This is a genomic window from Mesorhizobium sp. WSM4906 (assembly GCF_029674625.1).
GTDB lineage: Bacteria > Pseudomonadota > Alphaproteobacteria > Rhizobiales > Rhizobiaceae > Mesorhizobium.
In genome coordinates, this window is sequence record NZ_CP121355.1 from 2713633 (window position 1) to 2735613 (window position 21981).

Genomic DNA, 21981 nt, shown 5'->3' on the forward strand with positions numbered 1-21981 from the left:
GCCATGTCGGTCAGAATGCCCACCAATTTCGGACGAAGCGGCGCGCAGGACAACGCGCTCGACCTGCTCGGCCACGAAATCCTCGCCGAAAAGGCGGCCGCCCTCGGCCGCGCCGGCCAGCGCGTCGAGGAGACGCTGGCAAAGCTGCGCGCGAGCGGCGAGGGCGGGGATCGCAACCGGCTGCTCAAAGAGGCAGCGGAAGCCGTCCATGGCTATTTCATCCAGCGCGAGCTCTGCGGGCTGCGCAAGCATGACGCCGTGATCCGCGAATACGACATCCCGAGGGCGGTGCTGGTCAGGCTCGGGGCCAGCTAGGCGGCAATCGATCCAGGGACAGGTCTGGCCCTATCGAGCGGCCGGATCACTCCAGCCATTCGGTGATGAAGCTGCCGTTCTCGTGGATGTCCGTGGTCTCGAGCGGACCGGGACCGAGATTGGTGAATTTGTGCGGCGTGTCGGGCGGCACGATGAGAATCTGGCCGGCCGAGGCCTCGATCTGCCGATCGCCGACCGTGAACAGGCCGGTGCCGGAGCGGATGATGAAGATCTCCGCATAGGGATGCTTGTGCAGGCGCGGGCCGCCGCCGATATCCGGCACGTAGTTGAAGATCAGGCAGCTTCTGGAGCCGAAGGCGCCGCATTGCAGCTCGCCTTGCCAGCGGTCCGGGGAGTCCGCCCATTTGTCGCGGTCGATGACATGCGCCATGGCTGGAGAATAGACGGTGCCAGCGGCCGATGTCGAGGCGAAGCTTGGCTCGGTTTCGGCCGCGATTTTCCGCTGTTTTGCCGCGTCCGGCGGTCCGCCGGCGAAGCGTCCGGCCGGGCCGCGCCGCATACCCGCGACAATCTGCCCTTGTGCCTCCACCCGTCTGGACAAAAACAGGCTTCACGCATAAACCGAACTCCAAATGCCGGAGGAATTCGCTAGCCTGTTCGCCATGCGCTGTCGGGCCGGCGCGATTGAGCGGGGACAAGGCTCGGCCGCCGGCACGGAAAGAGGCGAAAGGATCAGGCACCCGTGAGCGCAACCGAAATCCACGATCCCAACCGTCGCGATTTTCTCTATATCGCCACAGGCATGGCCGGTGTGGTCGGCGCAGGGGCCGTCGCCTGGCCGTTCATCGACCAGATGCGCCCGGACGCCTCGACGCTGGCACTGGCCTCGGTCGAGGTCGACGTCTCCTCGCTGCAGCCCGGCAGTTCGCTGGTCGTCAAGTGGCGCGGCAAGCCGGTCGTGGTACGCAACCGCACCGAGAAGGAAATGAAGGACGGTGAGGCGGTCAGCCTCAACGACCTCAAGGACCCGATCGCACGCAACGCCAACCTGCCCTCAGACGCGCCGGCGACCGACGCCAACCGCGCCACGCCCGGCAAGGAAGCCTGGATGGTGATGGTGCAGGTCTGCACCCATCTCGGCTGCATCCCGCTCGGCCAGGAAGGCGATTTCGGCGGCTGGTTCTGCCCGTGCCACGGTTCGCAGTACGACACCGCCGGCCGCATCCGCAAAGGCCCGGCACCCGAGAACATGGCGATCCCGGTCTACCAGTTCATTTCCGACACCAAGATCCGCATCGGCTGAGGCAGGGGATATTTCGATGAGCGAGGGACACTCCACCTACACGCCGAAGACCGGCATCGAACGCTGGTTCGACGCCCGCATGCCGCTGCCGCGGCTGATCTATGACAGCTTCGTCGCCTACCCGGTGCCGCGCAACCTCAACTACATGTGGACGTTCGGCGGCATTCTGTCGATCATGCTGGCCGCGCAGATCCTGACCGGCATCGTGCTGGCCATGCACTACACGTCCGATACCAATCTCGCCTTCGATTCGGTCGAGAAGATCATGCGTGACGTGAACTCAGGATGGCTCTTGCGCTATCTCCATTCCAACGGCGCCTCGTTCTTCTTCGTCGCCGTCTATATCCACATCTTCCGCGGGCTGTTCTACGGCTCCTACAAGGCACCGCGCGAGCTGCTGTGGATCCTCGGCTGCATCATCTATCTGCTGATGATGGCCACCGGCTTCATGGGCTATGTGCTGCCTTGGGGACAGATGAGCTTCTGGGGCGCCACCGTCATTACCGGCTTCTTCAGCGCCATTCCGCTGGTCGGCAACTGGATCCAGGAACTGCTGCTTGGCGGTTTCGCCGTCGACAACCCGACGCTGAACCGCTTCTTCGCGCTGCATTACCTCTTGCCGTTCATGATCGCCGGCGTCGTCGTGCTGCACATCTGGGCGCTGCATGTCGTCGGCCAGTCGAACCCGACCGGCATCGAGGTGAAGTCGAAGACCGACACGGTCGCCTTCACGCCTTACGCCACCATCAAGGACGCGTTCGGCATGATCGTGTTCCTGTTCCTCTTCGCCTACTTCGTCTTCTACCTGCCGAACTATCTCGGCCACCCGGACAACTACACGGTCGCCAACCCGCTGAAGACGCCGGCCCACATCGTTCCGGAATGGTACTTCCTGCCGTTCTACGCGATCCTGCGCGCCATCACCTTCAACATCGGGCCGATCAATTCCAAGCTCGGCGGCGTGCTGTGCATGTTCGGCGCCATCGCCATGCTGTTCCTGGTGCCGTGGCTCGACACCTCCAAGGTGCGCTCGGCGGTCTACCGGCCCTGGTACAAGCTGTTCTTCTGGCTGTTCGTGGCCGACGCCATCCTGCTTGGATGGCTGGGCTCGCAGCCGGCGGAAGGCAGCTACGTGTTCATGGCGCAGATGGCGACGCTGTTCTACTTCGCCTTCTTCCTGGTCATCATGCCGGTGCTCGGCCTGATCGAGACGCCGCGCCGCCTGCCGAACTCGATCACCGAGGCGGTGCTGGAAAAGAAGAACAAGGGAGCTGGCGGACATCCGGCGGGCGCGGTTATGGCGCCGGAAACCAAGGGCTGAGCGATAAAGAGAATCCAAGGGGATTTGGCATGAAGAAGATTCTCACCTCGCTGGCGGTGCTCGGCTTTCTGGCGGCAGGCGTTGGAGCCGCCATGGCCCAGGAGGGTCACGCCGAAGCCGCGCCGACGCATTTCCCGATCAACGAGCCGAAGGAAATGAGCTGGAGCTTCGCCGGCCCGTTCGGCACCTACGACAAGGCCCAGCTGCAGCGCGGCCTCAAGGTCTACAAGGAAGTCTGCTCGGCCTGCCACTCGATGAATCTGGTGGCGTTCCGCACGCTGGAAGGCCTCGGCTACTCGGATGCGCAGATCAAGACGCTTGCCGCCGAATACACCATCCATGACGGCCCGAACGATGCCGGCGACATGTTCGACCGCCCGGGCAAGCCGTCGGACCATTTCCCGGCACCGTTCCCGAACGAGCAGGCCGCTGCTGCCGCCAATGGCGGCGCCGCGCCGCCCGACATGTCGCTGCTCGCCAAGGCGCGCGGCGTCGAGCGCGGCTTCCCGCGCTTCATCTTCGACATCTTCACGCAGTATGCGCAGGGCGGCCCGGACTACATCCATTCGCTCCTGACCGGCTACGACCAGACGCCGCCGGCCGGCATGGTGATCCCGGAAGGCACGCACTACAATCCGTACTTCCTGTCCGGCGTGTCGCTGAAGATGCCGAAGCCGCTCTCGGACGGCCAGGTGACCTATGACGACGGCTCGCCGCAGACGGTCGACCAGTATGCCCGCGACGTGTCGGCCTTCCTGATGTGGGCCGCCGAGCCTCACCTCGAGGAGCGCAAGAAGACCGGCTTCCGCGTGCTGGTGTTCCTGCTTCTGTTCGGCGCCCTGGTCTACATGACCAAGCGCAAGGTGTGGGCCGACGTGGCGCACTGAAGCGTCTGCCTTCCAGAAAAAAGCGCGGGCGCCGAAAGGCGCCCTTTTCTTTTCGGCCACTTGCCGGCAAAACTGTGCGGCAACGGATCAACCGCCCATGAAATCCTCCCTCGAAGACACGCTGCTTGCGGCCATCCGCACCATTCCGGATTACCCCAAACCCGGGATCCTGTTTCGCGACATCACCACGCTGCTGAGTGACGCGCGCGCCTTTCGCCGCGCCATCGATGAGCTGGTGCATCCCTACGCGGGGCTGAAGATCGACAAGATCGCCGGCATCGAGGCGCGCGGCTTCATCCTGGGCGGCGCCGTAGCGCATCAGCTTTCGGCAGGGTTCGTGCCGATCCGCAAGAAGGGCAAGCTGCCCTACGAAACGGTGCGCGTCGCCTACAGCCTGGAATACGGGCTGGACGAGATGGAGATGCACAAGGACGGTGTCTCGCAGGGCGAGAAGGTGATCGTGGTTGACGATCTGATAGCCACCGGAGGCACGGCGGAAGCGGCGGTGAAGCTGCTCAGGCAGATCGGCGCCGACATCGTCGCCGCCTGCTTCGTCATCGACCTGCCGGATCTCGGCGGACGCCGGAAGCTGGAAGCGCTCGGCGTGCCGGTCAGGACGCTGATCGGCTTCGAGGGGCATTGAGCGGTCTTCCTTCTCCCCTTGTGGGAGAAGGTGGATCGGCGCGCAGCGCCGAGACGGATGAGGGGTGTTGGAAGGAATGAGACGTTAGCATTCCCTGGAACACCCCTCATCCGTCGCCTTCGGCGACACCTTCTCCCACAAGGGGAGAAGGAAGAGGCACTACTCCACCTTCACCAGCACGGCGCTGTCGAACTCGATGACCTTGTCGCCGGTCGAATCGAAGCCTTCCGAGCGCAGCGTGAGCAGGCTCCAGCCGGGGCGCCCGGCAAGGGGACGGTGGGCAAGAGCCGTGCGGGTGAAGGTCACTGTCTCGCCGGCATAGACCGGTTTCAGCCATTTGAGATTGCGGAAGCCGGGCGAGGGGCCGAATTCGGGCTGCGGACCGGGGCCGGTCCAGCGCACGCCCTCGGTCTCCATGCGCTTTTCGAGATTGTATTTCATCCAGGTGGCGGCGGTGTGCCAGCCGGAGGCGCAGAGACCGCCAAGCACGCTCTTCTTCGCCGCCTCCTCGTCGACATGGAAGACCTGCGGATCGTATTTGCGGGCAAACGCCTTGATCTCTTCCGCGCCGAACTTATGCGAGCCGAGGGTGACGGTCTCGCCGATGAGGAAATACTCGTCCAGGGTCACGCGACGGCCTCGCGGGTCAGGAACATGCCGGTGTTCTCGAGCTCGAAGACGCATTCGCCGCGCTGATTGAAGAGCTCGCTGCGCATGCTGACGAGCCCGAGCTGAGGCCTCGATTTGGACTGGCGCTTGGACAGCACGGTGACCTTGCCGGTAAGCCGGTCGCCGGCCAGAACCGGCTTCTTCCATTTCACATGCTCGATGCCCGGCGAGCCTTGCGAGGTCGAATCGAGCAGGAAGGCGTCGCATAGCATGCGCATGAACATAGCGCAGGTGTGCCAGCCCGAAGCCGAAAGGCCGCCCAGGATGCTGGCCTTGCCGGCCTCCTCGTCGAGATGCATCGGCTGGGCATCGAATTCGCTGGCGAATTCGACGATCTCGGCCGCGCTCACATGCTTGCTGCCAAGGTCGAGCGAGGCGCCCTCGACGAAATCCTCATAGGCCCAGGTCTTTCCGGTCATGATGTCTTTCCGGTCATGTCGGCAATCCGGTTGACGAACGCGTGATCCCCAAGGTCGGGCATCCCGGATGAAGGCCCGAGCCAATTTGGTCAAGTCCTTTCTGGTGAGCCAGTTGTTCCGGCCGGACGTGTCAGAGCCAGCCGCGCCGGCGGAAATACCAGAAGGGCAGGATCGCGGAGACCACCATCAGGCCGATGGCGAAGGGGTAGCCGAACTCCCATTTGAGCTCGGGGATGATGTCGAAATTCATGCCGTAGATCGAGGCGACCAGCGTCGGCGGCAGGAAGATGACGGCGGCGACCGAGAAGATCTTGATGATGGCGTTCTGCTCGATCGAGATCATGCCGAGCGTGGCATCGAGCAGGAAGGAGATCTTCTGCGACAGGAAGGTGGCGTGGTCGGCAAGCGACAGCACGTCGCGCGACAGAGTCTTGATGCGGGCCCGCACGTCCTTGCTCATCTTGGTCTGGGCCGCGACATGGGCGAGAAAGCCGGCCAGACGCTGCAGCGAGATCAGGCTGTCGCGGACGGAGGAAGCAAGGTCCTCCTTGCGGCCGATGCCTTTCAACAGCTCCTGGAAATCGCGGTTGCGTTTCGAGGCCTTGGTCGAGCGCGCCTCGAAAATGTCGCGCGAGATCGCCTCGACATCGCGGCCGGCGCGCTCGAGGATGTCGGCGAGACGGTCGACGATCGCTTCCAGCAGGCCGATCAGGATGGTGTCGCCGCTGGTGCAGCCGGTCGCCACCTTTTCGGCGCGCAGCGGGAAGGTCTTGAAGGCCTTGGGCTCGTGATAGCGGATGGTGATCAGCCGGTTGCCGGCGAGCGCGAAGGTCACCGGCGACATCAGCGGCTCGTCGACCTCGGTCTGCGCCGGCAGCACGGCGGTCATGAAGTAGCCGCCGTCCTCGACATAGAGGCGGCTCGAGATCTCGATCTCCTCCATCTCCTCGCGGGTAGGGATGGCAATGCCCAGCCAGCTTTCGATGGTGGCCTCTTCGTCCTTGGTCGGATTGAAGAGATCGGCCCAGACGACCCTGTCACCATCCGTGGCGAGATCGTCGGTGACGCGCAGGCGATCATTGTCCACGACGAAGGCCTTGATCATCGCCGGGTCTCCCTTGCTGGACCAAAGAGATTTCGTTCGAAGCGCCGTCAGGATGCAGGGGCTTCACGGCCGTCGGCACGGGCCGCTTAGCCCCGCTGCATCACAAGGTCAAGACAGGTGCCTCCGCAGGCCGGAGGGCATGGCCGACGCCAGCAACGGCGATATCACGTGTTGAACTTGAACAGCATGATGTCGCCGTCCTGGACGACATATTCCTTGCCTTCGTCGCGCGCCTTGCCGGCCTCCTTGGCCGCCGCTTCGCCGCCCAGCGTGACGAAGTCGTTGTAGGAAATCGTCTGGGCGCGGATGAAGCCACGTTCGAAATCGGTGTGGATGACGCCGGCCGCTTGCGGCGCCTTATCGCCTTTGTGGATCGTCCAGGCGCGCGTCTCCTTCGGCCCGACGGTGAAATAGGTGATCAGATGCAGGAGCTCGTAGCCAGCGCGGATTACCTTGTTGAGGCCCGGCTCGTCGAGGCCGATCGAGGCAAGGAATTCCATTTCCTCCTCGTCGGAAAGCTGAGCGACTTCCGCCTCGATCGCCGCCGAGATCACCACCGTGCCGGCGCCCTGCGCGGCGGCCATTTTCTCCACCGCCCTGGTGTGCTCGTTGCCGGTCGCGGCATCAGCCTCGGCGACGTTGCAGACATAGAGGACGGGATGCGAGGTGAGCAGGTTCAGTCCCTGCAGGATGCGCAGATCATCGGCGCCGATGCCGTTGAGCAGGAAGCGCGTGGGCTTGCCGGCCTGCAGCAGCTCGAGCGCCGCCTCCATCATCGGCAGCACGGCCATTGCTTCCTTGTCCTTGCCGGCGGCGCGCTTGCGGACCTGGACGATGCGGCGCTCGAGGCTTTCCAGGTCGGCGAGCATCAGCTCGGTCTCGACGGTCTCGGCGTCGGCAACCGGATCAATGCGGCCTTCGACATGGGTGATGTCGTCATCCTCGAAGCAGCGCAGCACGTGCACGATGGCGTCGACTTCGCGGATGTTGGCGAGGAACTGGTTGCCCAGCCCTTCGCCCTTGGAGGCGCCGCGCACCAGGCCGGCGATGTCGACGAAGGAGATGCGGGTCGGGATGATCTCCTTCGACTTGCCGATCGCGGCGATCTTCTGCATGCGCGGGTCCGGCACCGCCACCTCGCCGGTGTTCGGCTCGATGGTGCAGAAAGGATAGTTGGCGGCCTGCGCGGCGGCCGTCCTGGTCAACGCGTTGAACAGCGTCGACTTGCCGACGTTGGGCAAGCCAACGATGCCACATTTGAAACCCATGTTCTTACGGTCCTATCGGGAATTCGAGATTTGGTGAGGGCTATGGGCGAAAGCAACGACGAACGTCAAGCCCCATGCCCCTGATCGTGACGGAGGCCAGAGCGCGTCGCGTTGAAACGGAGTCGGACGCTGCGCTTTAAATCCTTGTTTTGATGCAGTTCGCCCAAAACCGCTGCGCACTTTGGCCTTAGTCCTTGCCGAACAGCTTCTTCAGCATCGCGGCCATCGGTCCGCTTTCGGGAACCTTCGCCGGCGGCTGCTGCGGGCGGGCCTGGCGGATATGGCTCTGTTGTTTCGGGGCCTTGGGCGGCGGCCGGTCGTCGTCGCCGGTCGGCACGAGCTTGTCGCGCAGAGTGAGCGTGATGCGGTTCATGAAGGAACTGTCGTCGCCCTTGGCCAGCAAGCCTGCGTCATCGGCGATCGCGTCGAGCAACACGTCGAGCCATTCATGGTCGGCCTTGGCGAAATCGCCGAGCACATGGCCGTGCACCATCTCCTTGACGCCGGGATGGCCGACACCGATGCGCACGCGGCGATAGGCATTGCCGACATGCTGGTCGAGCGAGCGGATGCCGTTGTGGCCGCCCGAGCCGCCGCCGACCTTGACCCTGACCTTGCCGGCGGCAAGGTCGATCTCGTCGTAGAAGACGGTGAGGGCGGATGGTTCGAGCTTGTAGAAGCGCAGCGCCTCGCCGACCGACTGTCCGGACAGGTTCATAAAGGTCTGCGGCTTGATCAGCAGGATCCTCTCACCGCCGAGCGTGCCTTCGGAGATCAGTCCCTGGAACTTCTTCGACCAAGGCGAAAAGGAATGGCGGCGGGCAATCGCGTCCGCCGCCATGAAGCCGACATTGTGCCGGTTGTTTTGATATTTCGCGCCCGGATTGCCGAGGCCTGCAAAGACAAGCATCGTCGCCTCCAGACGCGGAAGAGATTACTTCTCTTCGGCGGCAGGGGCCGCCGCTTCCGGCGCTTCCGCCTCGGCCGTCTCTTCCGTCTCCGGCTTCATCGCCGCGGAACCGGCAATGGTCGCGATGGTGAAGTCGCGATCGGAGATCACCGGCTTGACGCCGGCCGGCAGGGTAACCGCCGAAATGTGGATCGAGTCGCCGATTTCGGTGCCGGTGAGATCGACGATGATGAAATCCGGGATCGCATTGGCCGGGCAGTGGAACTCGACTTCGTGACGCACGATGTTGAGCACGCCGCCGCGCTTGATGCCGGGCGACTTCTCTTCGTTGATGAAGTGGACGGGCACGTCGACATTGACCTCGGTGTCCTTGCCGATGCGCAGGAAGTCGACATGGACCGGGAAGTCCTTGACCGGATCGAGCTGGAAGTCCTTCGGCAGGACCTGGATCTTCTTGCCGTCGACATCGATCGTGGCGATCGTGGTCAGGAACCCGCCGCCGTGGATCTTGTAGAAGATGTCCTTGTAGTTGAGCGCAATCGCCAGGGGGGGCTGCTTGTCGCCGTAAATAACTGCAGGCACTTTGCCGTTGCGTCGAACCGTACGGGCGGACCCCTTACCGACCTGTTCGCGCGCTTCGGCCTTGAGCTCGTAAGTATCGTGGCTCATGGCATTTCCTTTCGCGTGTTGTGGAGCGTTCGCGGCGGGCCAGCCCATCCGTAAACGTCGAAAGCCGTCGCGGCCTTGCATGGTCGATCCAAACGCTTTTGGCTGTCCAAACGCTTCCGGGGATCATGCAGGCCTGGCCGGCCTTCCTCCGCGTTGCCTCCAAGGGTGTCTACGCGGGTGGCGGCTCTATAGCGGAAGGCGGCGAGGGGCGCAAGCCGTTGAGCGGCAAGCCTTGGCAGGAGCCGGCTTGGTCGGCAGAACATGGTCAACGCTTCCGCCTGACGCAAATCAGATCTGGCGGATTGCGCGGAGTCTTGTCTGCATCCGTAATGTAGCATCGGGCGGGTTTCAATCGTCCTTGGCAGGCAAGGACCTTTGGAGATCGATATGAAACTTCTGTTCAGCCGCAACCCCAATCCTCGCCTCGCGGTCGCGGTGGCGCGCTATCTCGAGGCGGAGATCGCCTTCGAATTCGCCTCGCCGACGGCGCCGGGGCAGGCCGAACGATATCGCGCGCTGAACCCCAATTTGACCTTGCCCATATTGGTCGGCCCGGGATGGAGCCTGTGGGAGGCCGACGCCATCGCCTGCCGGCTCTCGCGCGACATGCGTTCCGATTTCTGGCGCACCGGAGACGACGAGCCCGAGATGATCCGCTGGCTGAGCTGGGGCAAGGAGAACTTCACCAGAGCCTGCGACATGGTGCATTTTGAGCGCGGCACCAAGCAGCGTTGGAGACTGGGACCGATCGACGAGGCCTTGGTCGAAGAGGGGTTGAGGCAGTTCCACACGGCCGCAGCTCTCCTTGAGGCCGAGCTTTCCCAGCGCGAGTGGCTGGTCGGCAATTCGGTTTCCTATGCCGACTTCCGCATGGCGACGTTCCTCGCTTTCAACGATGTCGCAAGATTGCCGCTCGACGACTACCCGTCTATTCGCCGCTGGTATGGCCGGCTGGAGGCAATCGATGCCTGGCGCGATCCCTTCCAGGGACTGGAGGCGCCGCAACTGCCGCCGGTCAGGATTGAAGCCTGAGCCCGCATCCGCTGAACCAATCAACGGCGAAAGAACGCAAACTCAATCCCTCTGCCAGGCTCGTTTTGAAATCTTCTCGCTCATTTAATTCTACAAAATCGGTAGTCTTAATGAATAAATGCCGCGAGGAGAGCCGAGATGACGAAGAAGCTGGTGGTGGGGATATCCGGCAACCTGACTCGCCCGTCGAAAACCAAGGCGTTCGTCAGTCATATCGCCGGCGAGGTCGCCGGTCGGATCGGTGCGACGCCTGCAGTCTTCGACATTGAGGACCTTGGTCCATCGCTTCCTCGGGCACGACGCATCGGCGATCTCGATCCGGTGGCCCGGGCCATCGTCGAACAGTTGACCGGCGCGGACGTGCTGGTGGCGGGGTCGCCGACCTTCAAGGGCAGTTATACAGGCCTTTTCAAACACTTGTTCGACCTTCTCGATCCGTCTTCGCTGCGCGGAAAGCCGGTCATCCTGGCGGCGACCGGCGGCGGAGAGCGTCACTCGCTGATCGTCGAACATCAGCTGCGGCCGCTGTTCGGCTTCTTCGAAGCGCTGACCATGCCGACCGCGATCTACGCCTCCGACAAGGATTTTGCCGACGGCGTGCTCGTGTCGGAAGCGATCCATGCCCGCGCCCGGCATGCCGTCGCCGAGGTCGTCAACGTCGTCGGTGCCACACGCAGCGTTGGCCTCGCCGCCTGACTCCGAAGCAATCGTTCGAACCGAAGGATCAGCCATGACCAGCCCCAGCAAGCTCAGACAGATCAAGCTCGGCGCCTTCCTGCCCGGCGGCGGCCAACATGTCGCGGCCTGGCGCCATCCGGACTCGCCGGCCGATGGCGCGACCAATTTCGAGTTCCACAGAAAGCTCGCGCTGACCGCCGAGCGCGGCCTGTTCGATGCCTATTTTCTTGCCGACAACCTGACGGTCGGCCTCGGCGCCCGCGAGGGCGGCAACGCCAAGATCGCCGGTTTCGAGCCGGTGACGCTGTTTGCGGCGCTGGCTCCGCTGACCACCCATCTCGGCTTCATCGCCACCGCTTCGACCACCTATGAGGAGCCTTACACGCTCGCCCGCAAATTCGCCTCGCTCGACCTTCTGTCGAACGGCCGCGCCGGCTGGAACGTCGTGACCTCTGCCGGCGACGATACGGCGCGCAACTTCAATCGCGACGTCCAGCCCAACCATGCGGAGCGCTATGCGCGGGCGCATGAGCATGTCGAGACGGTCAAGGCGCTGTGGGACAGCTGGGAAGACGACGCTTTCATCCGCGACAAGAAGACCGGCCGCTTCTACGACAAGGACAAGCTGCACGACATCGACCACAAGGGCGAGCATTTCAGCGTCAAGGGGCCGCTCAACGTGCCGCGTCCGGTGCAAGGGCATCCCGTGGTGGTGCAGGCCGGTCAGTCCGAGGATGGGCGCGGGCTCGCCGCGGCCTCGGCCGAAGTGATCTTCACCGCGCACCAGAACCTCGCCTCCGCGCAGGAATTCTATCGCGACATCAAGGCGCGCGTGGCGGCGGCCGGCCGCGATCCGGCACAGGTGCTGATCATGCCGGGCGTGGCGCCTTTCGTCGGCCGCACCGAAGCGGAAGCCCGCGCCAAATACCAGCAACTGAACGACCTGATCCTGCCGGAGGATGGGGTGGCGCTGCTCAACGCGCTTGCCGGCCAGACGCTCGATCTGCGGGATTATCCGCTCGACGGGCCGCTGCCGCCGAGCAGAGAAACTGAAGGCATGAAGAGCCGGCAGGCGCTGATCCGCCAGATCGCCGACGAGCACAATTTTACGATCCGCCAGCTTTATCAGTGGGTGGCGACCGCGCGTGGCCATTACACTGTCATCGGCAGCGCCACTCAGATCGCCGATCGACTGGAGGAATGGTTCACCAGCGAAGCCGCAGACGGCTTCAACATCCTGCCGCCATGGCTGCCAGGCGCGCTCGACGATTTCGTCGACCTGGTGATCCCTGAGCTGCAGCGGCGGGGCCTGTTCCGCACCGCCTATGAGGGCAGGACACTGCGCGAGAATCTCGGCCTAAGGCGGCCGGAGAATCCGTGGACGGCCGCGCGTTCGACCGTGCTCGCAGCCGAATGATCCCTCGAAGCGAGAGGCAAGACGATGACTTTGCAGCACATCGAACGACCAATCGGCATCGGCAGGCGTGACGGCGGCAACAGCTTCGGTGCCGAGGCCCTGCGGCTGGCCGGCCGGACCTCGGCGCGGATTTTGTCGCGCTATGGCCTGCTTCTGGGCTTCCTGGCGCTTTGGCAGGTGGCGGCAAGCAGCGGCTGGATCAATGCGGCGGTGCTGCCGCCGATCGACGCGATCGTCGCCGCGCTCTGGAAGGGGCTTGCCGGCGGCAGCCTGCTCGGCGACATCGCCATCAGCCTGCAGCGCGCCGGCCTTGCCTTCGCGACGGCCGTCCTCGTCGCCATCCCGCTCGGCCTTGTCATGGGCCAGGTGCGGGCCGTGGAGACCGCGCTCGATCCTATCCTGCAGCTGTTCCGGCAGACCTCGGCGCTGGCGCTCTATCCGGTCTTCATCCTGCTCCTGGGATTGGGCGAGGCCTCCAAAGTGTTCGTCATCTTCTGGGCGACGCTTTTTCCGCTGCTCCTCAACACCATCAGCGGCGTCAAGGAGGTCGACCCGAAGCTGCTTGAGATGGCGCGCGTCTACGGCGCCCGACGCTTGACTATTTTCCGCCGCGTCGTGCTGCCAGGCGCGGTGCCTTCGATCTTCGTCGGCTTGAGGCTCGGCGCCACCACCGCGCTGCTGCTGCTGATCGCCTCGGAAATGATCGGCGCCAACAAGGGCATCGGCTTCCAGGTGATGAACGCGCAGTACAACTTCCAAATTCCGCTGATGTTCGCGGCGATCGTCATCCTTGCAGCGCTCGGCCTGATCGCGAACCAGGCGTTGGTCAGCCTACAGCGGCGACTCTGTCGCTGGAGCAGCACCATCGGCTAAGCCGCCAATCTTTCACAGTCATCCCTGAAACCATGAAAGGCCGGACCATGACCATCACGCGCCGTTCGCTTCTCCTGCGTGCCCCGCTTGCCGCCGGCATCATCGCCGCAGGCCTGCCTTCGATCGCCCGCTCGCAAGCCGCTTCCGTCAAGATACGCTACCTCGCAAGCCGCGGCGGCATTTCCCCGCACGAGTTCGCCGCCGAGCTCGGCTATTTCAAAGGTCTCGGCATCGAGCTCGAGAATGTCGGCTACGCCGCAGGCGGCCCGGAATCGCTGTTCGCGCTCGCCTCCGGCAGCGTCGACCTGGGTTCGGCCGCCACGCCGGCCGTGATCAACTCGATTGCCGGCGGCAACGACTTCGTCGCCGCCTATCCGAGCAACGGCATCAACAAGGAGGTCAAGAGCGTCTTCTATGTGCTGGAGGACAGCCCGATCAAATCGATCGCGGATATCGCGGGCAAGACGATCTCGGTCAATACGCTCGGCGCCCATCTCGACTATACGGTGCGCGAGGCGCTGCGGGGCGCCGGCCTGCCGCCGGATGCCGCCAAGCTGGTCGTGGTGCCGGGGCCGCAGCTCGAGCAGACCTTGCGCTCGCGCCAGGTAGATGTCGCGGGTCTCGGCTACTGGCAGGCGACCTTCGCCGGCCAACTGGTCAGCAATGGCGGCGTGCGCGGCGTCTTCAACGACACCGACGTGCTCGGCGAGATCGCCGGCGGTTTCGTCGTGCTGCGGCGCGATTTCATCGCCGCCAATCCCGACGCTGCCCGCAACTTCGTAGAGCAATCCGCACGCGCCGCCGACTGGTCGCGGCAGAACCCGGACGAGGCGCGCAAGCTGCTCGCCGGCGTCCTCGACAAACGCGGCGAGAATGGCGAGCTGGCGCGCTACTGGACCGGCTTCGGCCTGCGCGAAAAAGCGGCGGTCACCGACCGCGACGTCGACTTCTGGATAGGCGTCCTCGAACGCGACGGCCGGTTGCCGAAAGGCAAGCTCAAGGCCGCCGATATCCTCTACCGTCCCGGCGAGACCAAGACCAACTGAGCATGGAGGCGCAAGCCATGGCGACGCCACGCAGCGGCGAGGTCACGATACGCGACCTGTCGAAATCCTTCAGCCTCGGCGGGCGCCAGCTCGCCGTGCTGCGCTCGCTCAACCTCGACATCCGCCCCGGCGAATGCCTGGTGATCGTCGGCGCCAGCGGATCGGGCAAGACGACGCTGCTGCGCATTCTCGCCGGGCTGGAGAGGGCCGATGGCGGCGCCGTCGCCATCGACGGGAGAGAGATCGAGGGCGTCGGCGAGGAGCGGGCGGTGATCTTCCAGGAGCCGCGCCTGCTGCCTTGGCTCACCGTACTCGGCAATGTCGCCTTCGGCCTCGAGGTGCGCGGCGTGCCCAAAGCGGAGGCCGAGAAGCGGGCGCGCTTCTACATCGCGCTGGTTGGCCTTGCCGAATTCAGCGATGCCTATCCGAGGCAGCTCTCGGGCGGCATGGCGCAGCGCGTCGGCATCGCCAGGGCGCTGACGGTGCAGCCGGAGATCCTGCTGCTCGACGAGCCGCTCGGGGCCCTCGACGCCATGACCAAGATCTCCATGCAGGAGGAACTGGCGCGCATCTGGAGCGAGGAGAACGTCACCATGGTCGTGGTCACCCATGACCTGGAGGAGGCGATCTATCTCGCCGACAGGGTGCTGATCCTGCCCAAGGAGAAGGGTGGCGCGGCAAGGCTGATCGACGTCGACCTGCCACGACCGCGCGAGCGCAGCGAAAGCCGCTTCGTGCGCTACCGCGAGGAGCTGCTGCGCGAGTTCGGCCTGCATTAAGGAATAGTGCGCAAGCTTCAGCCGCCGCCGGCCAGGTCACTGTTCAGCGCATCCCGCAGCGCCTGAACCCGCCGGTTCAGAGCGTCGAGCTCGGCCAGCGTCATGCCCGAGCGCTCGATCAGGGTCTCGTTGAGGCAATTGCACCGGACCAACAGAGCGCGTCCGGCAGGGGTCAGGTCGACCTGCACCTGGCGTTCGTCGGTCTGGCTGCGCTGCCGGGTGACCAGACCAGCCTGCTCCATCCGCTTCACCAGGGGCGTGATCGTGCTCGATTCCAGGGCCAGTCGGTGCGCGATGCTGCCCACCGACATGCCATCCGCCTCGCCAAGCGCGTTCAGCACCAGATATTGCGGATAGGTGATCCCCATTTCGTCCAGCATAGGCTTGTAGGTACGATTGATTGTCATGCTGGTGGCGTAAAGCGTGAAACAGAGCTGATTGTCCAAGGGGAGAGGCACGACGCGTTCCTTTTGCCGGCTGAGCGATAAATGTGTACCACGAAAAATGTTATCGTGATACATATTTTTGTGGACAAGCGAGCTCGACCAGATTAGGCATATTTTTATCGCGATATTGTTTATCGCGAAAATTATAGGAGATGGAGATGACTGAAGCTTCGCATGCAAAGGCCGGCTCGGGCAGCGGCACGATCACCACCAAGGACGGAACGCAAATCTACTACAAGGATTGGGGAACCGGTCAGCCGATCGTCTTCCATCATGGCTGGCCGTTGAGCAGCGACGACTGGGATGCCCAGATGCTGTTCTTCCTGTCGAAAGGCTACCGCGTCATCGCGCATGACCGCCGCGGCCACGGCCGTTCGACCCAGACCGACACCGGCAACGAGATGGACACCTATGCCGCAGATGTGGCGGCACTTGTCGAGCATCTCGGCCTCAAGGACGCCATCCATGTCGGGCATTCGACCGGCGGCGGCGAGGTGGCGCGCTATGTCGCCCAATACGGTTCCGGCGGCCGCGTCGCCAAGGCCGTGCTGATCGGTGCGGTGCCGCCTATCATGCTCAAGACCGATGCCAATCCCGGCGGCCTGCCGATCGAGGTGTTCGATGGCTTCCGCTCCGCCCAGGCGGCCAACCGCGCCCAATTCTTCCGCGACGTTCCGGCCGGTCCGTTCTACGGCTTCAATCGCCCGGGCGCTGTGGTGTCGCAAGGGATCATCGACAATTGGTGGCGCCAGGGCATGATGGGCGGTACCAAGGCGCACTACGACTGCATCAAGGCTTTCTCGGAAACCGACTTCACCGAGGACCTGAAGGCAATCGACGTGCCGGTGCTGGTCATGCACGGCGATGACGACCAGATCGTGCCGATCGCGGATTCGGCGCTGCTTGCGATCAAGCTGCTCAAGAAGGGCGAGCTCAAGATCTACAAGGGTTTCCCGCACGGCATGGCGACGACCCATGCGGATGTCATCAACGCCGACCTGCTGGCCTTCTTCAAGGCCTAGAATCGTCCAATTGGATAGACGAGGCACCCGCCGTCAGGCGGGTGCCTCGTACTTTCATCGACATGTCCGCGGGACAGTGCCTATCTGGCGAGAAAACCAGTGATCAGCTTGACGGTGGCGTCGGGGTTTTCCTCCATGATCCAATGACCGGAGTTGGGCACGATGCCGCCCGTGACATCGGTCGCAACAAACCGCAAGATATCGGCCTGCGTGGTGCCGGCGGATTTTTCACCGCCAACAGCCAGCACCGGCATGGTCAGCTTGCCGCCAGCGGCGAGCATCGCCTGGTTGTCGATCGCGTCCTGGTCAAAGGCCTTGAACTGCTCGAAAGCGTCATGCATCGCATGCGGGCGTGCATAGAGCTTGGCATAGTGCTTGCGCGTGGCCACATCGATCTTCTTCGGGTCGGCCGACAGTTCGTTGTAGAAGCGGTCGAGATAGATGCGCTCGCGTCCCGCGACCAGCCGCTCCATATCCGGGCCACGAAAGTTGAAGTGCCAAAGCAGCGGGCTTTGCTTGATCTTTTCCCAGTCACCGATTCCGGGCAGCGGCGCATCGATGATGACCCATTTGGTGATGCGCTTGGGATATTGCGCAGCAAGCGCATAGCCGACCATGTTGCCGATGTCGTGCGTGACCAGATCTGCCTTCTCGATCTTCAAGGCATCCAACACGCCGGCGATGTCGACGGCCTGGTTCTTCTTGGTGTAGCCTGCTTCAGGGTGAGCGGACAGACCCATGCCGCGCAGGTCCGGCACGATGACGGTATGGTCCTTTGCGAGCGCCGCCGCCGCGGCGCCCCACATGTCTCCGGTATCGGCAAAGCCGTGCAGCAGCACGACCGCGGGACCTCTGCCGCCGACGCGCACATAGAGGCTCGTGCCATTGGTTGCGACGGACTGCGTCTTGAAACCCGGCGGAAAAGGAACGATGCGTGCCGTAGCCGGCAAGGTTACAAGAAGCACGCTCAACACGGCCAACACGATCTTGCGCATAATCATTCTCCAGGGACATTGAATCTTTGCGGCAGCGTCGCCCGCGCGCGTTTCGAACACTAACAGGCTTTTCACCCGGCGTATGGAGAGGAATCGATAAGGGCGCGGCAGCTGCCACGCCCTTATTCGAGTCCTGAAGATCGACGGTTTTTAACTGGCCGCCGCTTGCGCCTTCCTAGCTTCCCTCATGTTCGGCAGGAACACCGTCAGCAGGCCGAGGAAGGGCAGGTAGGAGCAGATCTGGTAGACGAAGTCGATGCCCTTCATGTCGGCGATGACGCCGAGCACGGCGGCGGCGATGCCGCCCATGCCGAAGGCGAAGCCGAAGAAGATGCCGGCGATCATGCCGACGCGTCCCGGCACCAGTTCCTGCGCGAAGACGACGATGTTGGAGAAGGCCGACGACAGGATGAGGCCGATCAGCACGGTGAGCACCATCGTCCATTCCAGGTTGGCGTAGGGGAGCGCCAGCGTGAACGGCAGCACGCCGACGATCGAGAACCAGATCATCGCCTTCTGGCCGTAGCGGTCGCCGAAGGGGCCGCCGAGCAGGATACCCAGCGCCGAGGCGCCGAGGAACAGGAACAGCATCACTTGGCTCATCTGCACCGAAACGCCGAACTTATGGATGGCGTAGAAGGTGTAGTAGCTGGAGAGCGAGGCGATATAGGCGTTCTTGCTCAGCACCAGCAGCGTCAGCACCGCCAGCGCCCACATGACCTTGCTGCGCGGAAAGGGCGAGACGTGGGCCGCTTGCTTGCGGGCGGCCATCGAGGCGCGCAGCCGGCTGTACCAGCCGCCGACCTGCCACAAAACGACAATGCCGATCAGCGAGCCGACGGCGAACCAGGAAATGCTGGTCTGGCCGAATGGCACGACGATGAAGGCGGCGAGCAGCGGTCCCATCGCCTGGCCGAAATTGCCGCCGACCTGGAACAGCGACTGCGCCAGGCCAAAGCGGCCGCCGGAGGCGAAGCGGGCGATGCGCGAGGATTCCGGGTGGAAGATCGCCGAGCCGATGCCGATCAGCGAGGCGCCGATCAGGAGCAGCCAGTAATGGCCGGCATGGGCGAGCACCACCAACCCGACCAGCGACGAGGCCATGCCCCAAGGCAAGGAATAAGGCATAGGCCGCTTGTCGGTGATCATGCCGATCACCGGCTGCAGCAGCGAGGCCGTCACCTGGAAGGTGAAGGTCAAAAGGCCGATCTGCCAGAAGTCGAGACCGTAATTGTCCTTGAGCAGCGGATAGATGGCCGAAAGCAGCGACTGCATGATGTCGTTGACGCAGTGGCAGAAGCTCACCGCGAGAATGACGGTGAAGGCCGTCGCTTGCGCCGAGGGCTGGCTGGCCGCCGCTGGGGCAGCGACGGCGGTGGCGGTCGTATCGGTCAAGGCAATGCTCCGTGGTCTTTTTGGCGGCGAACCGCAGGCAGTCTGATAGGACGCTCGCCTTATAATCGGCTTGAATGGCGACTTCTTTCGTGGTTTGGTCCAATAGTTTCGCAAGTGGGCCGCATTCGATGCCGCATGGCCGGGAAATCTTCAGGGGCGACGCCGCCGAGCTCGGCCGGCTGCACGAAAGCCGCTGGCAATGGCTGGAGCAGGCGGTCGGGCCTGCGGTCGCGCTGCCGACCGAATATCCCGACGGCTACCACGTGCCGCGGCACCGCCACAGCCGCAGCCAATTGCTGCATGCGCTGGTCGGCGTGGTGCTGGTGACGACCAGGCACGGGCGCTGGATGGTGCCGCCCGACCACGCGATGTGGATACCGGCCGGCATCGAACACTCGGTCGAGATGCTGGGCGATGTCTCGATGCGCTCGGTCTATGTCATGCCGGATGCCATTCCCGGCCTGCCGGGGGGCTTGCGCGTCGTCGGCATCACCGAACTGATGCACAGCCTGATCGTGGAATCGGAGAAGCTGCCGCAGGGCGGCGAGCTCGAAGGGCGAGCGGGGTTGATCATGGGGCTCCTGCTGCACGAGATCCCGAACCTGCCGGAGCGGCCGCTCGGCTTGCCTTTCCCGTCTGACCCGAAGCTCGCGGCTCTCTGCCGGCGCTTCGTGGCGGCGCCTTCGCCGCACGCGACGATCGACGAATGGGCGGATGCCGCGGGCATGAGCCGGCGCTCTTTCACCCGCGCCTTCCATCGCCAGACCGGGCTGTCGCTGTCGACATGGCGCCAGCAGGCCTGTCTGTTCGCCGCGCTGCCCCGGCTGGCCGACGGCGAGCCGATCACCAGGGTGGCGCTCGACCTCGGCTACGACAGCGTGCCGGCCTTCATCACCATGTTCAAGCGCATGTTAGGCGCCTCGCCACGCGGCTATATGCGCGGCGCGCGCGAGGCGGGCGAAGGCAGCAGGCGGCTTGCCGGTTTGACCCAGGCCAGCAGCGCCGCGGTTTAGTCGAAAAGGCTGGAGACCGATTCCTCGGTTGCCGTGCGCGAGATCGCTTCGCCCATCAGGTCGGCGATAGAAATGACGCGGATGTTGGGCGCATCGAGCACGGCCTGGCTCGGCTGGATGGAATCGGTGATCACCAGTTCCTGCAGCTTCGAGCCGGCGATGCGGGTTACCGCGCCGCCCGAGAGCACGCCATGGGTGATGTAGGCGGTGACGCTGGTGGCGCCGTTGTTGAGAAGCGCCTCGGCCGCATTGCAGAGCGTGCCGCCCGAATCGACGATGTCGTCGATCAACAGGCAGTCCTTGCCGGCGACGGCGCCGATGATGTTCATGACCTCGGATTCGCCGGGGCGCTCACGACGCTTGTCGACGATGGCGAGCTGCGCGTCGAAGCGCTTGGCCAGCGCGCGCGCCCGGACCACGCCGCCGATGTCGGGCGACACGACGACGACGTTGCCGAGCTGCTTGTATTTCGCCTTCACGTCGCGGGCCATCACCGGCACCGAGAACAGGTTGTCGGTCGGGATGTCGAAGAAGCCCTGGATCTGACCGGCGTGGAGGTCGAGCGTCAGCACGCGGTCGGCGCCCGCGCGGGTGATCATGTTGGCGACGAGCTTGGCCGAGATGGGCGTGCGGCCGGAGGCGCGGCGATCCTGCCTGGCATAGCCGAAATAGGGGATGACCGCCGTGATGCGCCGGGCGGAGGAGCGCATGAAGGCATCCATCATGATGAGAAGTTCCATCAGATGGTCGTTGGTCGGGAAAGAAGTGGACTGCAGGATGAAGACATCCTCGCCGCGCACGTTCTCCTGGATCTCGACGAAGATTTCCTGATCGGCGAAGCGCCTGACGCTGGCCTTCCCCAGCGGAATGTTGAGATAGCGAGCGACCGCCTCGGCCAGCACCCTGTTGGAATTGCCCGCGAAAAGCTTCATGCACCGTTCCTGGTGAAGGATGGAGAGACCCGACAGACTCTCATGAGCCTTTTAAGCGGGCTTTTAGCGGCCCGCGCCGGTATTGCAAGCCTCGTGATCGGGAATCCTTCGAGAAGGTGCAACAAAGGCCGATTGCATCGCAAGCCGGCAACAGATCCGTTGGGCCAGTTTCAACGCGTGGCGGAATCGCTGACTCGCTCCAGCTATCTGCTTCGACGTGGACGGAAAATCGTTGCACGGTTGTCGTGGAGTTGCTCTAGCCGGCGCCGCCGCTGCCGAGCCAGGCGGTGAACTGGTCGATCGTCTGATCGGCGATCGCTTGCATGACCGAGGGCGCGACCGCCGGCCAGCCTTCGCCGCTGCCGACCGATGGTGCCTTCTGCTGGCCGTTGATGCGATGCAGGCGGTTGCCCGACGGATCGTAGACGTCCCAGACATAGATGACAGTGGTTTCCTTGCCTTCGGACATCGTCGAAAAATAGCCTTTCAGCACATGCGTCGCCGTCTGGTCGGTGCTGCCGACCAGCGTCACGCCGCGCTGCCTGGCGCGCGCCTGCAGTTCCGCCGTCAAGGGTGCCGCGGCCTCCACGGAGGCGCCGACGATCGGCGCCACCTGCAGCCGGGTCTTGGCGATTGCGGCGGTCTGAGCCGGCGTGGCGGGCGTCGAAGCCGCCGCCGTTGTCGTGGGGGCAGGCGCGGTCGTGGTCGGGGAGGTGGTGGCCGACATGCCCTGGGTGGCCGGCAAGGCCTGAGCCGAATTCGCCGGCGGCTTGACGGCAGAAGGATCGAGGACGTCCTTGGCGTTGGTGCAAGCGCCAAGCGCCAGCGCCGCAAGCAATGACACGGTCGTCATCCGCGATCGTCTCATTTGCCCGAAAACTCC

At 64.1% G+C, this 21981-nt stretch carries 25 protein-coding genes; 13 read left to right on the plus strand and 12 right to left on the minus strand.

All coding sequences use genetic code 11. The features are described 5' to 3' along the window. The first annotated feature begins 3 nt into the window (after nucleotides 1–3). Nucleotides 4–315 (plus strand): DUF6665 family protein, encoded by a 312-nt coding sequence (locus tag QAZ22_RS12900; RefSeq protein ID WP_278207149.1) that lies wholly within the window; start codon nucleotides 4–6, stop codon nucleotides 313–315. Nucleotides 316–361: 46 nt separating this feature from the next. Here QAZ22_RS12900 and QAZ22_RS12905 read toward each other — a convergent pair whose 3' ends face one another. After that, nucleotides 362–706 (minus strand): cupin domain-containing protein, encoded by a 345-nt coding sequence (locus QAZ22_RS12905; protein ID WP_278207831.1) that lies wholly within the window; start codon nucleotides 704–706, stop codon nucleotides 362–364. 312 nt (nucleotides 707–1018) lie between these two features. Between QAZ22_RS12905 and petA the strand changes: the two genes are divergently transcribed. From petA to QAZ22_RS12925, 4 genes are all read left to right on the plus strand, one after another. After that, a complete protein-coding gene (gene petA / locus QAZ22_RS12910) occupies nucleotides 1019–1579 on the plus strand; it encodes a ubiquinol-cytochrome c reductase iron-sulfur subunit (protein ID WP_278207150.1) in 561 nt (186 codons plus the stop codon). 16 nt (nucleotides 1580–1595) lie between these two features. Beyond that, complete coding sequence (locus tag QAZ22_RS12915) at nucleotides 1596–2900, plus strand: cytochrome b N-terminal domain-containing protein (RefSeq protein WP_278207151.1); 1305 nt, start codon at nucleotides 1596–1598, stop codon at nucleotides 2898–2900. A gap of 29 nt (nucleotides 2901–2929) precedes the next feature. After that, complete coding sequence (locus QAZ22_RS12920) at nucleotides 2930–3787, plus strand: cytochrome c1 (protein WP_278207152.1); 858 nt, start codon at nucleotides 2930–2932, stop codon at nucleotides 3785–3787. Between the two features lie 97 nt (nucleotides 3788–3884). Next, nucleotides 3885–4430 carry an adenine phosphoribosyltransferase gene (locus tag QAZ22_RS12925; protein ID WP_278207153.1) on the plus strand — a complete coding sequence of 182 codons (546 nt, stop codon included), beginning with the start codon at nucleotides 3885–3887 and terminating at the stop codon, nucleotides 4428–4430. Nucleotides 4431–4589: 159 nt separating this feature from the next. Here QAZ22_RS12925 and QAZ22_RS12930 read toward each other — a convergent pair whose 3' ends face one another. From QAZ22_RS12930 to QAZ22_RS12955, 6 genes are all read right to left on the minus strand, one after another. Next, the gene (locus tag QAZ22_RS12930; protein ID WP_278207154.1) at nucleotides 4590–5060 is read right to left on the minus strand and encodes a MaoC family dehydratase; all 471 of its coding nucleotides are present in this window, start codon (nucleotides 5058–5060) and stop codon (nucleotides 4590–4592) included. Continuing rightward, entirely contained in the window at nucleotides 5057–5518 is a 462-nt protein-coding gene (locus QAZ22_RS12935) for a MaoC family dehydratase (protein WP_278207155.1), read from the minus strand. Before QAZ22_RS12935 ends, QAZ22_RS12930 begins: the two co-directional genes overlap by 4 nt. 130 nt (nucleotides 5519–5648) lie before the next feature. After that, nucleotides 5649–6623 (minus strand): magnesium/cobalt transporter CorA, encoded by a 975-nt coding sequence (gene corA / locus QAZ22_RS12940; protein ID WP_278207156.1) that lies wholly within the window; start codon nucleotides 6621–6623, stop codon nucleotides 5649–5651. Nucleotides 6624–6787: 164 nt separating this feature from the next. After that, on the minus strand, nucleotides 6788–7891 hold the full coding sequence (gene ychF, locus QAZ22_RS12945; protein ID WP_278207157.1) for a redox-regulated ATPase YchF: 1104 nt from the start codon (nucleotides 7889–7891) through the stop codon (nucleotides 6788–6790). Nucleotides 7892–8078: 187 nt separating this feature from the next. After that, nucleotides 8079–8801 (minus strand): aminoacyl-tRNA hydrolase, encoded by a 723-nt coding sequence (gene pth / locus QAZ22_RS12950; protein WP_278207158.1) that lies wholly within the window; start codon nucleotides 8799–8801, stop codon nucleotides 8079–8081. Nucleotides 8802–8825: 24 nt separating this feature from the next. Further along, nucleotides 8826–9470 carry a 50S ribosomal protein L25/general stress protein Ctc gene (locus QAZ22_RS12955; RefSeq protein ID WP_278207159.1) on the minus strand — a complete coding sequence of 215 codons (645 nt, stop codon included), beginning with the start codon at nucleotides 9468–9470 and terminating at the stop codon, nucleotides 8826–8828. Nucleotides 9471–9857: 387 nt separating this feature from the next. On the opposite strand from QAZ22_RS12955, the gene QAZ22_RS12960 reads away from it, so the two are divergent. The 6 genes from QAZ22_RS12960 to QAZ22_RS12985 all read left to right on the plus strand — a co-directional run bounded on the left by QAZ22_RS12960 (nucleotide 9858) and on the right by QAZ22_RS12985 (nucleotide 15295). Continuing rightward, nucleotides 9858–10502 carry a glutathione S-transferase family protein gene (locus QAZ22_RS12960; RefSeq protein ID WP_278207160.1) on the plus strand — a complete coding sequence of 215 codons (645 nt, stop codon included), beginning with the start codon at nucleotides 9858–9860 and terminating at the stop codon, nucleotides 10500–10502. A 138-nt stretch (nucleotides 10503–10640) separates the two neighbouring features. Beyond that, complete coding sequence (gene msuE / locus QAZ22_RS12965; RefSeq protein WP_278207161.1) at nucleotides 10641–11198, plus strand: FMN reductase; 558 nt, start codon at nucleotides 10641–10643, stop codon at nucleotides 11196–11198. A gap of 34 nt (nucleotides 11199–11232) precedes the next feature. Further along, nucleotides 11233–12597, plus strand: a complete 1365-nt coding sequence (locus tag QAZ22_RS12970) for an LLM class flavin-dependent oxidoreductase (protein WP_278207162.1) — start codon at nucleotides 11233–11235, stop codon at nucleotides 12595–12597. Nucleotides 12598–12621: 24 nt separating this feature from the next. Continuing rightward, entirely contained in the window at nucleotides 12622–13470 is an 849-nt protein-coding gene (locus QAZ22_RS12975) for an ABC transporter permease (RefSeq protein WP_278207163.1), read from the plus strand. 47 nt (nucleotides 13471–13517) lie between these two features. After that, nucleotides 13518–14516, plus strand: a complete 999-nt coding sequence (locus QAZ22_RS12980; protein ID WP_278207165.1) for an ABC transporter substrate-binding protein — start codon at nucleotides 13518–13520, stop codon at nucleotides 14514–14516. Nucleotides 14517–14533: 17 nt separating this feature from the next. After that, complete coding sequence (locus QAZ22_RS12985; protein ID WP_278207166.1) at nucleotides 14534–15295, plus strand: ABC transporter ATP-binding protein; 762 nt, start codon at nucleotides 14534–14536, stop codon at nucleotides 15293–15295. 17 nt (nucleotides 15296–15312) lie between these two features. Here QAZ22_RS12985 and QAZ22_RS12990 read toward each other — a convergent pair whose 3' ends face one another. Next, the gene (locus tag QAZ22_RS12990; RefSeq protein ID WP_278207832.1) at nucleotides 15313–15753 is read right to left on the minus strand and encodes a MarR family transcriptional regulator; all 441 of its coding nucleotides are present in this window, start codon (nucleotides 15751–15753) and stop codon (nucleotides 15313–15315) included. A 146-nt stretch (nucleotides 15754–15899) separates the two neighbouring features. Between QAZ22_RS12990 and QAZ22_RS12995 the strand changes: the two genes are divergently transcribed. Next, the gene (locus QAZ22_RS12995) at nucleotides 15900–16763 is read left to right on the plus strand and encodes an alpha/beta hydrolase (protein WP_278207167.1); all 864 of its coding nucleotides are present in this window, start codon (nucleotides 15900–15902) and stop codon (nucleotides 16761–16763) included. 80 nt (nucleotides 16764–16843) lie between these two features. Here the strand turns inward: QAZ22_RS12995 and QAZ22_RS13000 are convergent, their stop codons facing one another. Continuing rightward, nucleotides 16844–17758, minus strand: a complete 915-nt coding sequence (locus tag QAZ22_RS13000) for an alpha/beta hydrolase (protein ID WP_278207168.1) — start codon at nucleotides 17756–17758, stop codon at nucleotides 16844–16846. Between the two features lie 150 nt (nucleotides 17759–17908). Next, on the minus strand, nucleotides 17909–19153 hold the full coding sequence (locus tag QAZ22_RS13005; RefSeq protein WP_278207170.1) for an MFS transporter: 1245 nt from the start codon (nucleotides 19151–19153) through the stop codon (nucleotides 17909–17911). 128 nt (nucleotides 19154–19281) lie between these two features. On the opposite strand from QAZ22_RS13005, the gene QAZ22_RS13010 reads away from it, so the two are divergent. Further along, the gene (locus QAZ22_RS13010) at nucleotides 19282–20166 is read left to right on the plus strand and encodes a helix-turn-helix transcriptional regulator (protein ID WP_278207171.1); all 885 of its coding nucleotides are present in this window, start codon (nucleotides 19282–19284) and stop codon (nucleotides 20164–20166) included. Here QAZ22_RS13010 and QAZ22_RS13015 read toward each other — a convergent pair. Both QAZ22_RS13015 and QAZ22_RS13020 read right to left on the minus strand, forming a co-directional pair. Then, the gene (locus QAZ22_RS13015) at nucleotides 20163–21098 is read right to left on the minus strand and encodes a ribose-phosphate pyrophosphokinase (RefSeq protein ID WP_278074952.1); all 936 of its coding nucleotides are present in this window, start codon (nucleotides 21096–21098) and stop codon (nucleotides 20163–20165) included. The two genes, QAZ22_RS13010 and QAZ22_RS13015, sit on opposite strands and share 4 nt — an antisense overlap. Nucleotides 21099–21354: 256 nt before the next feature. Next, entirely contained in the window at nucleotides 21355–21966 is a 612-nt protein-coding gene (locus tag QAZ22_RS13020; protein ID WP_278207172.1) for a hypothetical protein, read from the minus strand. Nucleotides 21967–21981: the final 15 nt, after the last annotated feature.

Excerpts from the sequence above, each read along its gene's own strand:
- QAZ22_RS12900 (WP_278207149.1), top strand. The coding sequence starts at position 4 with ATGTCGGTCAGAATGCCCACCAATTTCGGACGAAGCGGCGCGCAGGAC.
- QAZ22_RS12905 (WP_278207831.1), bottom strand. The coding sequence starts at position 706 with ATGGCGCATGTCATCGACCGCGACAAATGGGCGGACTCCCCGGACCGC.
- QAZ22_RS12915 (WP_278207151.1), top strand. The coding sequence starts at position 1,596 with ATGAGCGAGGGACACTCCACCTACACGCCGAAGACCGGCATCGAACGC.
- QAZ22_RS12920 (WP_278207152.1), top strand. The coding sequence starts at position 2,930 with ATGAAGAAGATTCTCACCTCGCTGGCGGTGCTCGGCTTTCTGGCGGCA.
- QAZ22_RS12925 (WP_278207153.1), top strand. The coding sequence starts at position 3,885 with ATGAAATCCTCCCTCGAAGACACGCTGCTTGCGGCCATCCGCACCATT.
- QAZ22_RS12935 (WP_278207155.1), bottom strand. The coding sequence starts at position 5,518 with ATGACCGGAAAGACCTGGGCCTATGAGGATTTCGTCGAGGGCGCCTCG.
- corA (WP_278207156.1), bottom strand. The coding sequence starts at position 6,623 with ATGATCAAGGCCTTCGTCGTGGACAATGATCGCCTGCGCGTCACCGAC.
- ychF (WP_278207157.1), bottom strand. The coding sequence starts at position 7,891 with ATGGGTTTCAAATGTGGCATCGTTGGCTTGCCCAACGTCGGCAAGTCG.
- pth (WP_278207158.1), bottom strand. The coding sequence starts at position 8,801 with ATGCTTGTCTTTGCAGGCCTCGGCAATCCGGGCGCGAAATATCAAAAC.
- QAZ22_RS12955 (WP_278207159.1), bottom strand. The coding sequence starts at position 9,470 with ATGAGCCACGATACTTACGAGCTCAAGGCCGAAGCGCGCGAACAGGTC.
- QAZ22_RS12960 (WP_278207160.1), top strand. The coding sequence starts at position 9,858 with ATGAAACTTCTGTTCAGCCGCAACCCCAATCCTCGCCTCGCGGTCGCG.
- msuE (WP_278207161.1), top strand. The coding sequence starts at position 10,641 with ATGACGAAGAAGCTGGTGGTGGGGATATCCGGCAACCTGACTCGCCCG.
- QAZ22_RS12970 (WP_278207162.1), top strand. The coding sequence starts at position 11,233 with ATGACCAGCCCCAGCAAGCTCAGACAGATCAAGCTCGGCGCCTTCCTG.
- QAZ22_RS12975 (WP_278207163.1), top strand. The coding sequence starts at position 12,622 with ATGACTTTGCAGCACATCGAACGACCAATCGGCATCGGCAGGCGTGAC.
- QAZ22_RS12980 (WP_278207165.1), top strand. The coding sequence starts at position 13,518 with ATGACCATCACGCGCCGTTCGCTTCTCCTGCGTGCCCCGCTTGCCGCC.
- QAZ22_RS12985 (WP_278207166.1), top strand. The coding sequence starts at position 14,534 with ATGGCGACGCCACGCAGCGGCGAGGTCACGATACGCGACCTGTCGAAA.
- QAZ22_RS12995 (WP_278207167.1), top strand. The coding sequence starts at position 15,900 with ATGACTGAAGCTTCGCATGCAAAGGCCGGCTCGGGCAGCGGCACGATC.
- QAZ22_RS13000 (WP_278207168.1), bottom strand. The coding sequence starts at position 17,758 with ATGCGCAAGATCGTGTTGGCCGTGTTGAGCGTGCTTCTTGTAACCTTG.
- QAZ22_RS13010 (WP_278207171.1), top strand. The coding sequence starts at position 19,282 with ATGCCGCATGGCCGGGAAATCTTCAGGGGCGACGCCGCCGAGCTCGGC.
- QAZ22_RS13015 (WP_278074952.1), bottom strand. The coding sequence starts at position 21,098 with ATGAAGCTTTTCGCGGGCAATTCCAACAGGGTGCTGGCCGAGGCGGTC.
- QAZ22_RS13020 (WP_278207172.1), bottom strand. The coding sequence starts at position 21,966 with ATGAGACGATCGCGGATGACGACCGTGTCATTGCTTGCGGCGCTGGCG.